Annotated in this window: 12 protein-coding genes; all 12 read left to right on the top strand. The window is 57.1% G+C overall.

All coding sequences use genetic code 11. The annotated features are described in order from the left end of the window. Nucleotides 1–179: 179 nt before the first annotated feature. Nucleotides 180–1265: a 3-phosphoserine/phosphohydroxythreonine transaminase gene (serC, locus tag PSH80_RS08905; RefSeq protein WP_198799785.1), complete on the top strand. Its 1086-nt coding sequence runs from the start codon at nt 180–182 to the stop codon at nt 1263–1265. After that, nucleotides 1265–2359 (top strand): prephenate dehydratase, encoded by a 1095-nt coding sequence (gene pheA, locus PSH80_RS08910; protein ID WP_025113086.1) that lies wholly within the window; start codon nt 1265–1267, stop codon nt 2357–2359. Before serC ends, pheA begins: the two co-directional genes overlap by 1 nt. A gap of 9 nt (nt 2360–2368) precedes the next feature. After that, a complete protein-coding gene (gene hisC / locus PSH80_RS08915; RefSeq protein WP_198792382.1) occupies nt 2369–3481 on the top strand; it encodes a histidinol-phosphate transaminase in 1113 nt (370 codons plus the stop codon). Between the two features lie 28 nt (nt 3482–3509). Continuing rightward, nucleotides 3510–5720: a bifunctional prephenate dehydrogenase/3-phosphoshikimate 1-carboxyvinyltransferase gene (locus tag PSH80_RS08920; RefSeq protein ID WP_264083209.1), complete on the top strand. Its 2211-nt coding sequence runs from the start codon at nt 3510–3512 to the stop codon at nt 5718–5720. Further along, nucleotides 5717–6406, top strand: coding sequence for a (d)CMP kinase (gene cmk, locus PSH80_RS08925; RefSeq protein WP_029298696.1), 690 nt, complete (start codon nt 5717–5719; stop codon nt 6404–6406). Before PSH80_RS08920 ends, cmk begins: the two co-directional genes overlap by 4 nt. A 121-nt stretch (nt 6407–6527) precedes the next feature. Continuing rightward, nucleotides 6528–8222 carry a 30S ribosomal protein S1 gene (gene rpsA, locus PSH80_RS08930; protein WP_029298694.1) on the top strand — a complete coding sequence of 565 codons (1695 nt, stop codon included), beginning with the start codon at nt 6528–6530 and terminating at the stop codon, nt 8220–8222. Between the two features lie 329 nt (nt 8223–8551). Next, nucleotides 8552–8848: an integration host factor subunit beta gene (gene ihfB / locus PSH80_RS08935; RefSeq protein WP_032888918.1), complete on the top strand. Its 297-nt coding sequence runs from the start codon at nt 8552–8554 to the stop codon at nt 8846–8848. 25 nt (nt 8849–8873) lie between these two features. Further along, entirely contained in the window at nt 8874–9107 is a 234-nt protein-coding gene (locus tag PSH80_RS08940) for a lipopolysaccharide assembly protein LapA domain-containing protein (RefSeq protein ID WP_057958898.1), read from the top strand. A 368-nt stretch (nt 9108–9475) separates the two neighbouring features. Further along, the gene (locus PSH80_RS08945; RefSeq protein ID WP_305419927.1) at nt 9476–10828 is read left to right on the top strand and encodes a Wzz/FepE/Etk N-terminal domain-containing protein; all 1353 of its coding nucleotides are present in this window, start codon (nt 9476–9478) and stop codon (nt 10826–10828) included. A gap of 476 nt (nt 10829–11304) precedes the next feature. Beyond that, on the top strand, nt 11305–12198 hold the full coding sequence (gene rfbA / locus PSH80_RS08950; RefSeq protein ID WP_170057039.1) for a glucose-1-phosphate thymidylyltransferase RfbA: 894 nt from the start codon (nt 11305–11307) through the stop codon (nt 12196–12198). Further along, nucleotides 12195–12761 (top strand): dTDP-4-dehydrorhamnose 3,5-epimerase, encoded by a 567-nt coding sequence (gene rfbC, locus PSH80_RS08955; protein WP_057958901.1) that lies wholly within the window; start codon nt 12195–12197, stop codon nt 12759–12761. Before rfbA ends, rfbC begins: the two co-directional genes overlap by 4 nt. After that, nucleotides 12758–13162, top strand: a complete 405-nt coding sequence (locus PSH80_RS08960) for an FdtA/QdtA family cupin domain-containing protein (protein ID WP_057439216.1) — start codon at nt 12758–12760, stop codon at nt 13160–13162. The genes rfbC and PSH80_RS08960 overlap by 4 nt, the downstream gene beginning before the upstream one ends.

The raw sequence follows: 13162 nt of genomic DNA on the forward strand, positions 1-13162 counted from the left end.
CCCTTTGAAAATTTGCAATACTGCGCATTCCCTTGTGGGAGCGGGCTTGCTCGCGAAGGCGGTGTATCAGTCAGCGCATGTGTGGCCTGACACGCCGCCTTCGCGAGCACGCCCGCTCCCACATGGGGTTATGTGTCGAACACGAATTATGTGACCACCAGATCAGAGCGAGATTGGATGTGAGCAAGAGAGCCTATAACTTCTGTGCTGGTCCCGCGGCACTTCCTGAAGCAGTCCTGCGGCGTGCGCAGGGTGAACTCCTCGACTGGCATGGCAAAGGCCTCTCGGTCATGGAAATGAGCCATCGCAGCGATGAGTTCGTGTCCATTGCCACCAAGGCCGAGCAGGATCTGCGTGACCTGCTGGACATTCCGTCGGACTACAAGGTGCTGTTCCTGCAGGGCGGCGCGAGCCAGCAATTTGCCCAATTGCCGCTGAACCTGTTGCCCGAAAACGGGAGTGCCGACTATATCGACACCGGTATCTGGTCGCAGAAGGCCATTGAAGAAGCCTCGCGCTACGGCAATATCAACGTGGCCGGTACGGCCAAGCCTTACGATTATTTTGCTATTCCAGGCCAGAACGAGTGGAAGCTGTCCAAGGACGCGTCCTACGTTCACTACGTGCAGAACGAAACCATCGGCGGCCTGGAATTCGACTGGGTGCCTGAAGTGGGTGATGTCCCGTTGGTGTGCGACATGTCCTCGGACATTCTCTCGCGCCCGATGGATGTGTCGCGCTACGGCATGATCTACGCCGGCGCACAGAAGAACATCGGTCCAAGCGGCATCCTGGTCAACATCATCCGTGAAGACCTGCTCGGGCGTGCTCGCTCGGTGTGCCCGACCATGCTCAACTACAAGGTCGCGGCCGACAACGGCTCGATGTACAACACCCCGCCGGCCTTTGCCTGGTACCTCTCGGGCCTGGTGTTCGAGTGGCTCAAGGAGCAGGGCGGTGTGGCTGCCATGGGCAAGCTCAACGAAGAGAAGAAGCGCACTCTGTACGACTTCATCGACGCCAGCGGCCTGTACAGCAACCCGATCAGCCTGAGCGCCCGCTCGTGGATGAACGTGCCGTTCCGCCTGGCCGACGACCGCCTGGACAAGCCATTTTTGGCCGGTGCCGACGAGCGTGGCCTGTTGAACCTCAAGGGCCATCGTTCGGTAGGCGGCATGCGCGCCTCGATCTACAACGCCGTCGACATCAATGCCATCAAGGCGCTGGTGGCCTACATGGCAGAGTTCGAAAAGGAACACGGCTAATGTCTGAGCAAGAACTCAAGGCCCTGCGTGTGCGCATTGACGCCCTGGACACCAAAGTCCTGGAGCTGATCAGTGAGCGGGCGCGGTGTGCCCAGGAAGTGGCGCGGGTCAAGATGGCCTCCCTGGCTGAAGGCGAAGTGCCGGTATTTTACCGTCCGGAGCGCGAAGCCCAGGTGCTCAAGCGCGTGATGGAGCGTAACCAGGGGCCGCTGGGCAATGAAGAAATGGCGCGCTTGTTTCGCGAGATCATGTCTTCGTGCCTGGCCCTTGAACAGCCCTTGAAAGTGGCTTACCTCGGCCCCGAGGGGACCTTCACCCAGGCGGCGGCCATGAAGCACTTCGGTCACGCAGTGATCAGCAAGCCGATGGCCGCCATCGACGAAGTGTTCCGTGAAGTGGCCGCTGGCGCAGTGAATTTTGGTGTGGTGCCGGTGGAAAACTCCACCGAGGGCGCAGTCAACCACACCCTCGACAGCTTCCTTGAACACGACATGGTGATCTGTGGCGAAGTCGAGCTGCGTATTCACCACCATTTGCTGGTGGGTGAAAACACCAAGACCGACAGCATCAGCCGCATTTACTCCCACGCCCAGTCCCTGGCCCAGTGCCGCAAGTGGCTGGATGCCCATTACCCGAATGTCGAGCGCGTGGCGGTGTCCAGCAACGCCGAAGCGGCCAAGCGGGTCAAGGGTGAGTGGAACTCGGCGGCGATTGCCGGGGATATGGCGGCTGGCCTGTACGGCCTGACGCGCCTGGCCGAGAAAATCGAGGATCGCCCGGATAACTCCACACGCTTTTTGATGATCGGCAACCAGGAAGTGCCTCCAACCGGCGACGACAAGACCTCGATCATTGTCTCAATGAGCAACAAGCCTGGCGCGCTGCATGAACTGCTGGTGCCGTTCCACGACAACGGGATAGACCTGACACGCATCGAGACGCGTCCTTCGCGCAGCGGTAAATGGACTTATGTGTTCTTTATCGACTTCGTCGGCCACCACCGTGATCCGCTGGTCAAGAGTGTGCTGGAGAAAATCAGTCAGGAAGCCGTGGCACTCAAGGTGCTGGGCTCTTACCCGAAAGCGGTTTTGTGAGGCTTTGACATGAGTGGCAACTTCCTCGCCCTGGCGCAGCCGGGCGTGCAACAACTCTCGCCTTACGTTCCGGGCAAGCCTGTGGACGAGTTGGCGCGCGAGTTGAATCTGGATCCGGCGAAGATCGTCAAGCTGGCGAGCAATGAAAACCCGTTGGGCCCAAGCCCCAAGGTGCTGGCCGCGATCCGTGAAGAATTGGCGGAGCTGACCCGTTATCCCGACGGTAACGGCTTTACGCTCAAGTCCCTGTTGGCCGAGCGCTGCCGGGTCGAGTTGAGCCAGGTCACCCTGGGCAACGGTTCCAACGACATCCTGGAACTGGTGGCGCGTGCCTATCTGGCCCCTGGCCTGAACGCGGTATTCAGTGAGCACGCGTTTGCGGTGTATCCGATTGTCACCCAGGCGGTCGGTGCCGAGGCGCGGGTGATTGCGGCCAAGGACTGGGGGCATGACCTGCCGGCCATGCTGGCGGCCATTGATGCCCAGACCCGCGTGGTGTTTATCGCCAACCCGAACAATCCGACCGGTACCTGGTTCGGTGCCGACGCGCTGAACGAGTTCCTGCAGGATGTGCCTGAGCATGTGCTGGTGGTGTTGGACGAGGCTTACATCGAGTATGCCGAGGGCGGCGACCTGCCCGACGGCCTGGACTTCCTTGCGGCCTACCCGAACCTGCTGGTATCGCGCACCTTCTCCAAGGCCTATGGCCTGGCGTCGCTGCGGGTCGGCTACGGGTTATCCACAGCTGTCGTCGCGGATGTGCTGAATCGCGTGCGCCAGCCGTTCAACGTCAACAGCCTGGCATTGGCGGCGGCTTGTGCGGCGCTCAAGGATGCCGAGTACCTGGAAGAGGGGCGACGGATCAACGAAAGCGGCATGCAGCAGCTGCAGCAAGGCTTCCGCGAACTGGGTCTGAGCTGGATTGCGTCCAAGGGCAACTTTGTCTGCGTGGATCTCGCCCAAGAGGCCGCCCCGGTCTTCCAGGGTCTGCTGCGCGAAGGCGTGATCGTGCGTCCGGTGGCCAATTACGGCATGCCGAACCACTTGCGCATCACCATCGGTTTGCCGGCTGAAAACAGTCGCTTCCTTGAGGCGTTGGCCAAGGTCCTGGCCCGTGGTTGATGTGATTGCAATGCAACCTGCTGTGCCTGTGATCGGTCGCCTGGTGGTGGTCGGTCTGGGATTGATTGGCGGCTCCTTTGCCAAGGGCCTGCGCGAAAGCGGCCTGTGTGGCGAAGTGGTCGGTGTGGACCTGGACCCGCAATCGCGCCAGTTGGCGGTAGAGCTGGGGGTGGTGGACCGCTGTGAGGCGGACTTGGCCGTTGCCTGCCAGGGCGCTGATGTCATTCAGTTGGCGGTGCCGATCCTGGCCATGGAAAAACTGTTGGCGTTGTTGGCCGGCATGGATCTGGGGCAGGCGATCCTCACGGATGTCGGCAGCGCCAAGGGCAATGTAGTGCGCGCGGCGCGCCTGGCGTTTGGCGGCATGCCGGCGCGGTTCGTGCCGGGGCATCCGATTGCCGGTTCCGAGCAGAGTGGGGTGGAAGCGTCCAACTCCCAGCTGTTCCGGCGGCACAAGGTGATCCTCACGCCGCTGGCAGAAACCGACCCGGCGGCCCTGGCCGTGGTGGATCGGCTGTGGCGCGAACTGGGCGCGGATGTCGAGCATATGCAGGTCGAGCGCCATGATGAAGTGCTGGCGGCGACCAGCCATCTGCCGCATCTGCTGGCTTTTGGCCTGGTGGATTCTCTGGCCAAGCGCAACGAGAACCTGGAGATTTTCCGTTACGCCGCCGGCGGTTTTCGCGATTTCACGCGAATTGCCGGGAGCGATCCGGTGATGTGGCACGACATCTTTCTCGCCAACCGCGAGGCCGTGTTGCGCACCCTGGACACCTTTCGCAGTGACCTCGACGCCTTGCGCGACGCGGTCGATGCGGGAGATGGGCACCAGTTGCTGGGCGTCTTTACCCGGGCGCGAGTGGCGCGGGAGCACTTCAGCAAGATTCTCGCGCGCCGGGCGTATATGGATGCTGCCGCCAATGCGGATGATGTGGTGTTTGTCGCCAATCCGGGCGGGCAGTTGAGCGGCAATATCCGGGTGCCGGGGGATAAATCCATTTCCCATCGCTCGATCATGCTCGGGTCGCTGGCGGAGGGTATTACCGAGGTCGAAGGGTTTCTCGAGGGTGAAGATGCCCTGGCGACCCTGCAGGCGTTCCGCGACATGGGCGTGGTGATCGAGGGCCCGCACCATGGGCGGGTGACTATCCATGGCGTTGGCCTGCACGGCTTGAAGCCTGCGCCGGGTCCGATTTATCTCGGTAACTCGGGTACGTCCATGCGTCTGTTGTCCGGTTTATTGGCGGCGCAGCGTTTTGACAGCGTCCTGACCGGTGATGCCTCGCTGTCCAGGCGCCCGATGAATCGTGTGGCCAAGCCGTTGCGAGAAATGGGTGCGGTGATCGAGACCGGGCCCCAGGGGCAGCCGCCGCTGACTATTCGTGGCGGGCAGGTGCTCAAGGGTATGAATTACACGCTGCCGATGGCCAGTGCCCAGGTCAAATCCAGCCTGTTGCTGGCGGGGCTATACGCCGAAGGCCGGACGGCGGTGACCGAGCCTGCGCCCACCCGCGATCATACTGAGCGCATGTTGCGCGGTTTTGGTTGCCCGGTGGAGGTTAAGGGGGCGACGGCAGCGGTTGAGTCAGGTCATGGGTTGGTGGCAACCCGCATTGAGGTGCCGGGCGATATTTCCTCTTCGGCGTTTTTCCTTGTGGCGGCTTCGATTGCCGAGGGTTCCGAGTTGTTGTTGGAGCATGTGGGGATCAATCCGACCCGCACCGGGGTGATCGATATCCTGCGCCTGATGGGGGCAGACATTACCCTGGAAAACCCCCGTGAAGTGGGCGGCGAGCCGGTTGCAGACCTGCGTGTGCGCGCCGCACGGCTCAAGGGTATCGAGATTCCCCTGGCCCTGGTGCCCCTGGCTATCGACGAGTTTCCGGTGTTGTTTGTCGCCGCTGCCTGCGCCGAAGGGCGCACGGTATTGCGTGGCGCCGAAGAGTTGCGGGTCAAGGAGTCCGATCGCATCCAGGTGATGGCCGACGGTCTGCTGGCGCTGGGGGTGAAGTGTGTGCCGACCCCTGATGGGATTATCATTGATGGCGGCGGCATGACCGGTGGTGAGGTGCATGCCCACGGCGATCATCGGATTGCCATGGCATTCAGCGTGGCATCCCTGCGCGCCACTGCGCCGATTCGTATCCATGACTGTGCCAACGTAGCTACATCTTTTCCGAATTTTCTTACACTGTCTGCCCAAGTCGGCATGCGTGTTGCCCAAGAGGCTCAATTGTGAATATCAAAGCACCGGTGATTACCATCGACGGGCCAAGCGGCTCTGGCAAAGGCACTGTCGCGGGCCTGTTGGCCAAGCGCCTGGGTTGGTGCCTGCTGGATTCCGGGGCGTTGTATCGCCTGCTGGCTTTCGCGGCGCGCAATCACGGCGTCGACCTGACCAACGAAGCCTCGTTGGTGCTGCTGGCGGCGCACCTGGATGTGCAGTTCGTCGGTGCGACCGAAGGTCACTCCCTGCGCATTATCCTGGAAGGGGATGATGTGACGGATGATCTGCGCAACGAGCAGGTCGGCTCCTGGGCGTCCCAGGTTGCTGCATTGCCTGCCGTGCGTGATGCATTGCTCCAGCGCCAGCGGGCTTTCCAGGAGCCGCCGGGCCTGGTGGCCGATGGTCGCGACATGGGCACCGTGGTGTTTCCCGAGGCGCCGCTGAAGATTTTCCTGACGGCCAGCGCCGAGGAGCGGGCGCGCCGCCGTTACTTGCAGTTGAAGGGCAAGGTGGATGGTGTTAGTCTGTCGAGTCTGCTAGATGAGATTCGTGCGCGCGATGAGCGTGACACCCAGCGTGCGGTAGCCCCGCTCAAACCGGCGGCTGACGCCATACAGCTGGACTCCACGGAATTGTCCATCGAGCAGGTGCTGGAACGCATCTTGAGTGAAATCGCCCTGCGCGATATCGCCGGATGACTTAGAGGAAGTGCAGGGGACCAGTCCTAGACCTGCGCTTCTTCTCTTATATGAACGTAACCCACACCGTCTGGGGTGTGGCAGATGGGCGTATTCTTCGCCCTTATCAACAGGAATTAAAATGAGCGAAAGCTTTGCGGAACTCTTTGAAGAAAGCCTAAAAACCCTGAATCTTCAGGCTGGCTCCATCATCACCGGTGTTATCGTTGATATCGATTACCAAGCTCGCTGGGTAACCGTTCACGCTGGTCTGAAGTCTGAAGCACTCATCCCGCTTGAGCAGTTCTACAACGACGCTGGCGACCTGACTATCAATGTCGGTGACGAAGTTCACGTTGCTCTGGACTCGGTTGAAGACGGCTTCGGTGAAACCAAGCTCTCCCGTGAAAAAGCCAAGCGCGCTGAATGCTGGATTGTTCTGGAAGCAGCCTTCGCAGCTGAAGAAGTGGTCAAGGGCGTTATCAACGGTAAGGTTAAAGGCGGCTTCACAGTCGACGTTAACGGCATCCGTGCGTTCCTGCCAGGTTCTTTGGTTGACGTTCGTCCAGTGCGCGACACCACGCACCTGGAAGGCAAAGAGCTCGAATTCAAGGTCATCAAGCTCGACCAGAAGCGCAACAACGTTGTCGTTTCCCGTCGCAGCGTCCTGGAAGCAGAGAACTCCGCCGAGCGTGAAGCTCTGCTGGAATCCCTGCAGGAAGGCCAACAAGTCAAAGGTATCGTCAAGAACCTCACCGATTACGGCGCATTCGTCGATCTGGGTGGCGTCGATGGCCTGCTGCACATTACCGACATGGCTTGGAAGCGCATCAAGCATCCTTCCGAAATCGTCAACGTTGGCGACGAGATCGATGTCAAGGTTCTGAAATACGATCGCGAGCGCAACCGTGTTTCCCTGGGCCTGAAGCAACTGGGTGAAGATCCATGGGTTGCTATCAAAGCCCGTTACCCAGAAAGCACTCGCGTAACCGCGCGTGTTACCAATCTGACCGACTACGGCTGCTTCGCAGAGCTGGAAGAAGGCGTGGAAGGCTTGGTACACGTTTCCGAAATGGACTGGACCAACAAGAACATCCACCCTTCGAAAGTCGTACAAGTCGGCGACGAAGTGGAAGTTATGGTTCTGGACATCGACGAAGAGCGTCGTCGTATCTCCCTGGGCATCAAGCAGTGCAAATCTAACCCATGGGAAGATTTCTCTGGCCAGTTCAACAAGGGCGATAAAATCTCCGGCACCATCAAGTCGATCACCGATTTCGGTATCTTCATTGGTCTGGACGGCGGTATCGACGGCCTGGTTCACCTGTCCGACATCTCCTGGAACGAAGTTGGCGAAGAAGCTGTTCGTCGTTTCAAGAAGGGCGACGAGCTGGACACCGTTATCCTGTCGGTTGACCCAGAGCGCGAGCGCATCTCCCTGGGTATCAAGCAACTGGAAAGCGATCCGTTCTCCGAGTACGTTCAAGAGAACGACAAGGGTGCAATCGTTAAAGGCATCGTGAAGGAAGTTGACGCTAAAGGCGCCATCATCACTTTGGGTGACGATATCGAAGCGACTCTGAAAGCCTCCGAAATCAGCCGTGATCGCGTTGAAGACGCGCGTAACGTTCTGAAAGAAGGCCAGGAAGTAGAAGCCAAGATCATCAGCGTTGACCGCAAGAGCCGCGTAATCCAACTCTCCATCAAGTCGAAAGACGAGATCGAAGAGAAAGAAGCAATCCAGAGCCTGCGCGACAAGCCAGCTACCTCTGACATTGCTTCGGGTCCGACCACTCTGGGCGACCTGTTGCGTGCACAGATGGAAAAACAGAACTAAGTTCTGTCAGACCATAGAAAAAGGGCGACTTCGGTCGCCCTTTTTTGTGTCTGGAATTTGGGTTTTGCCCTTGGGTGCGATTGGTCTACGCAATGGGGGCGGGCTGAGGCTGCGTACGGGCTTAGGGTTGCTGATTCCGGCACTGACAGCGGTTTGTCGGTAAGACGTCTGCTGTGGCTTCCTGGGGGCTATCTGCTGTTATCGCGGATTCTGTGAGGGCTGCCATAGTTTGCGCAAGATAAGTCAAGCCACAGGCTGTTCAAATTCATCTGGTCATGCTAAAACCTTCGGAGCGCTTTTCCTAGCTGCTTGAAAAAGAAGGGAAAAATATGACGAAGTCGGAGTTGATCGAACGAATTGTCACCCATCAAGGGCTGCTCTCATCCAAGGATGTGGAGTTGGCCATCAAGACCATGCTTGAACAAATGTCCCAGTGCCTGGCCACGGGTGACCGAATAGAGATCCGCGGCTTTGGTAGCTTTTCGCTGCACTACCGCGCACCACGCGTGGGCCGCAACCCAAAAACCGGCCAGTCGGTCAGCCTTGACGGCAAATTCGTGCCCCATTTCAAGCCGGGCAAGGAATTGCGTGATCGAGTGAACGAAGACGAAGAAGACGGCGTCTGAGCTTTTTTGGGGATAGGAGAAGTTTATGCGCGGTGTTAAGCGCGTCGCCCTGGTACTGATAGTGCTGATCGTCGCCTTGGCGATCCTGGCATTCGTACTGGAAAACCAGCAAGACGTCGCCCTGGCGTTCTTGGGGTGGTCTACGCCGGAGCTGCCGGTGTCGGTGTTTGTGACGTTGGCGTTGATTGTCGGGATGTTGGTGGGGCCGCTCTTGAGTCTGCTGATGCGGCGCAAGAGGCACCCTAAACCCGTATTGTAAGGTCAATCTGACAGCGTAGACCGTCTGTCGCCTGTATTGCAGGTTCAAGCCATGCGTTGGGGATTGGCTACCTCGACTACAGTGCGTTAAACGCTTCTCTGTATTCAGGAAATAGTGACTTTAGAGCTCCTCTGACGTGTTTTTCCTGAAGATTCCTCAATAAATAGGAATTGCCTTACAGTCATGTCAAGTCTTGCAATGTTGTCGCGAGATGGCAAAATGCAACCTGTTCTCGATTCCAGTCATTTTGTGTGTCCAGGGCCTGGCAGCGACGCTGGGCTTTTTGGCCGACCCTTATAAATACAAAAAAACCACAAGATCGTCTGCATAACGAGCCCGCAGTTTCTCTTTGAAGGCAGGTTTTTGTTGTGAGTAGTAGCTTCCGCGCGCCCCCGATTCCCTCGTCCGGCGAGATTGATCTCGTTGTGCTTTTTCAGGCTATCTGGAAGCAGAAAAAGTTAGTTATGGCCGCTACCGCAGGTGCCGGGCTGATTGCTGCTATCTATGCGTTCCTCACGCCTCCTCAGTACGAAGTCAGTAGTGTGCTGCGCCCGGCCGCAATCAACGAGCTGGATGCTTTGAATCGCTCCGAGATATATACCCTTCCTCCTGGTGATGCTCTTGTCAGAGTGGGCGCATCATTGGAGTCCTACGATACCCGCTTGGGTTTTTTTCGTTCAAACCAGAAGCTGTTCAAGGCCTTTGAACAGCCTGGCAGGACCTTGGAGCAGAGTTTCGAAGAGTTCAACCGCAACTCTATCGAGCTCAGTCTGCCCGATCCGAAAAAAGCCAACTCCCTCAGTGCTTATATCAAGCTTGAGATGAGTTATCCGAAAGGTGTTGATGGCGTCGCCATTCTCAACGGTTTCATCGATTACGCGATTGCCACGGAGCGTGAGCAGATTGCGGCGGATCTGGACGTTATCGTAAAAAATCGATTGAACGAACTCAAGGGCAAGATTGATGCCGCCCGTTCCAGCTACGAGGTTGATAAAGAGGCGCGGATAGCATCGCTGCGAGAAACGGACAGCTTGCGACGTGCGCAGTTGCAGGATGAACTCAAAGCATTGCGAGCACAGCTGAAGACTGGGCGCACTGACCGAGTGGCGCAGTTGAACGAGGCCATCGGAATCGCCAAGTCCCTGGGAATCAGAAAACCCAGCACGCCTTCCGCTCTGGGTGAGTCAGACCGTAATGGCTCATCAAGTGTGATGCGTACCGAAATAAACAATCAGCAAATCCCTCTGTACTTCATGGGCGTCGAGGCGCTCGAGGCTGAACGCACTGCGTTGATGCAGCGTAAGTCCGATGATTTTACTGAGGGTCGTATCGCGCAGATTGCCAGGGAGCTTCAATTGCTCCAGTCAAACCGCGAGATTGAAGTGCTGAGTCGTCGTGAAAACGAGGATCTGTTCCTGGCTGGTGTTCAGCCGGTGCGCGCCGAAGTGGCTCGATTGCGTAACTTAAGCATTGATATGAGCCGGCTGAAGCTGGTAACTATCGATAAGCAGGCGCTGGAGCCTTTGCGCCCGGTCAAGCCTCAGAAAGCCTTGATTATCCTGCTTGGCCTGGTCTTGGGTGGCTTTGTCGGGGCCTTCATTGCGGTAATTCGTCATCTCGTCAAAACCCGCCAGCCTCAGCCCCAGTCGGTAATGCTGTCCGTGCAACCGGGTTCACCGACCATGGTGGGTAGCGATACAGGTTTGAACAGATCGCAATAGGTACCGCGATCTGCACTGCGCTCCCCGGACAGTGCGAGATTTGATTTCATTTGGAAACTAGCTCGCAACTTGTTGTCTATAGCGCACCGGATAAGGGTTTCTCGGCTTCAGGTCTTGTGTGAGGTCTGGAGCCGGCCGGTGTGACTGGCATTTGTGGGTCGGTCTTCCTGCTTGTCGGGTTATTTCATGTAAAAAAACGGCGGCGACCTGCGGCGGATGGCTCATAATCACGCAGGTCGATCAACCTGGCCTGGGCGGTTATTTCCCGGCGTAGACAGTTGTCTGCGTTGCGCAGGAGGCTGGAGCAGGTGAGGGCTCTGCCCAGAAAAGATTAAATTTTCATATTGGCGATGTCGGATTGCCGGCCACAGGCATTGAAATTGTGGCTCAATACCGAGAAGCTACGCGCTATTTTTCACCCGTCAACCTGCGTGTTGGCCTGGTGTAATGCAGATATTTAAGGAAGTTCTAAAGATATGACGGACATCAAACGCAAAGGCATCATCCTCGCTGGCGGCTCCGGGACGCGCTTGCACCCGCTGACCCTGGGTGTATCCAAGCAAATGTTGCCTATTTTCGACAAGCCGATGATTTTTTATCCGTTGTCGGTGTTGATGCTGGCTGGCATGCGCGAAATCTTGATCATCTCTACCCCTGAAGATCTGCCTTGCTTTAAAAAGCTCCTGGGAGACGGCAGCCAGTACGGCATCCAGCTCAGCTATGCCGAGCAACCCAGTCCGGACGGTTTGGCCCAGGCCTTCCTGATTGGCGAGGAGTTTATTGGTGACGATCCTTGCTGCCTGATCCTTGGCGACAATATTTTCTACGGTCAGCACTTTTCCGATAACTTGCGCTCCGCCATGTCCCAGACATCAGGTGCGACAGTCTTTGGTTATCACGTATCAGATCCTGAGCGTTTTGGTGTTGTTGAGTTCGATGCCACTGGTCGAGCATTGAGCATCGAAGAAAAACCGGCGAAACCGAAGTCCAACTATGCAGTTACAGGCTTGTACTTCTACGACAATCGAGTGGTGGACATTGCCAAGAGCATCAAGCCGTCGCCGCGTGGCGAGCTTGAAATCACTGACGTCAACCGCGCCTATCTGGATGACAAGTCATTAACCGTGGAGATGCTGGGCCGTGGTTTTGCCTGGTTGGACACAGGTACTCATGAGTCGCTCCTGGAAGCGAGTCATTTCGTCCATACCATTGAGCACCGCCAGGGGTTGAAAGTCGCCTGTCTTGAAGAAATTGCATTCCACAAAGGTTGGATCACCCCAGAGCAACTGGGTGCTCAGGCGGAAAAACTAAAAAAGACAGGCTATGGCCAGTACTTGCAGAAACTTCTGGAAGAGGCCTCAAAGGCATGAAACTGATTCAGACTGCTATTCCTGACGTTGTAATCATTGAGCCAAAAATTTTTGGCGATGATCGCGGCTGGTTTATGGAAAGCTTTAACGAAGAGCGGTTTCATACAGCACTTAAAGAGTTAGGGCTGTCCGTTCCGCGAGCGTTTGTTCAAGACAATCACTCCTGCTCGGCAAAGGGCGTGCTGAGGGGGCTGCACTTCCAGCGCGCTCCCCATGCCCAGGGCAAGCTCGTGCGTGTGGTGCGGGGGGCTGCATTTGATGTGGCGGTGGATATTCGGCCTGAGTCCAGCACGTACCTGCAATGGGTCGGTGTAGAACTAAGCTCCCAAAATAACTTGATGCTGTGGATCCCCGAGGGTTTTGCTCACGGGTTTGTTGCGTTGGAAGATGACACGCACTTTTTGTATAAAACCACGGATTATTACGATAAAGACTCTGAAGGGGCGCTGCATTGGAGTGATGCAAGGCTTGGGATAAATTGGCCTGCAACCGGCGGCTTTAACGTTAGCGAAAAAGATGAAAAGGCTCCGACATCCGATAGCCTCTCGGAGAAGCAAGCATGAGTTTGATCAAGTTTCTGGATATCACCTCCAAAGGTGATGAGCGGGGCCAGTTGGTCGCGCTGGAATATGAAAATCATGTTCCGTTTGAAATTAAACGAGTTTACTACCTCACTGAAACAAAAGAAGGTGTTCCACGAGGATTTCACGCGCACAAGGAATTGATGCAGGTGGCTGTATGCGTGTCTGGGCGCTGCCTGATGAAGCTTGATGATGGCGTGAACAAGGAGGAGGTGTGGCTGGACGCTCCTGACAAGGCTATCATTATCGATCGTATGATCTGGCGAGAAATGCATGATTTCAGTCCGGATTGCGTATTGCTGGTGTTGGCAAGTGCCGTTTATGACGAGCGTGATTATATAAGGGATTATTCGGTATTCAAAAGCCTGGTTAATCAGTCTTAG

It is taken from the genome of Pseudomonas sp. FP818, assembly GCF_030687335.1.
Lineage (GTDB): Bacteria > Pseudomonadota > Gammaproteobacteria > Pseudomonadales > Pseudomonadaceae > Aquipseudomonas > Aquipseudomonas shahriarae.

Excerpts from the sequence above, each read along its gene's own strand:
- ihfB (WP_032888918.1), top strand. The coding sequence starts at position 8,552 with ATGACGAAGTCGGAGTTGATCGAACGAATTGTCACCCATCAAGGGCTG.
- PSH80_RS08940 (WP_057958898.1), top strand. The coding sequence starts at position 8,874 with ATGCGCGGTGTTAAGCGCGTCGCCCTGGTACTGATAGTGCTGATCGTC.
- rfbA (WP_170057039.1), top strand. The coding sequence starts at position 11,305 with ATGACGGACATCAAACGCAAAGGCATCATCCTCGCTGGCGGCTCCGGG.
- hisC (WP_198792382.1), top strand. The coding sequence starts at position 2,369 with ATGAGTGGCAACTTCCTCGCCCTGGCGCAGCCGGGCGTGCAACAACTC.
- pheA (WP_025113086.1), top strand. The coding sequence starts at position 1,265 with ATGTCTGAGCAAGAACTCAAGGCCCTGCGTGTGCGCATTGACGCCCTG.
- PSH80_RS08960 (WP_057439216.1), top strand. The coding sequence starts at position 12,758 with ATGAGTTTGATCAAGTTTCTGGATATCACCTCCAAAGGTGATGAGCGG.
- rpsA (WP_029298694.1), top strand. The coding sequence starts at position 6,528 with ATGAGCGAAAGCTTTGCGGAACTCTTTGAAGAAAGCCTAAAAACCCTG.
- rfbC (WP_057958901.1), top strand. The coding sequence starts at position 12,195 with ATGAAACTGATTCAGACTGCTATTCCTGACGTTGTAATCATTGAGCCA.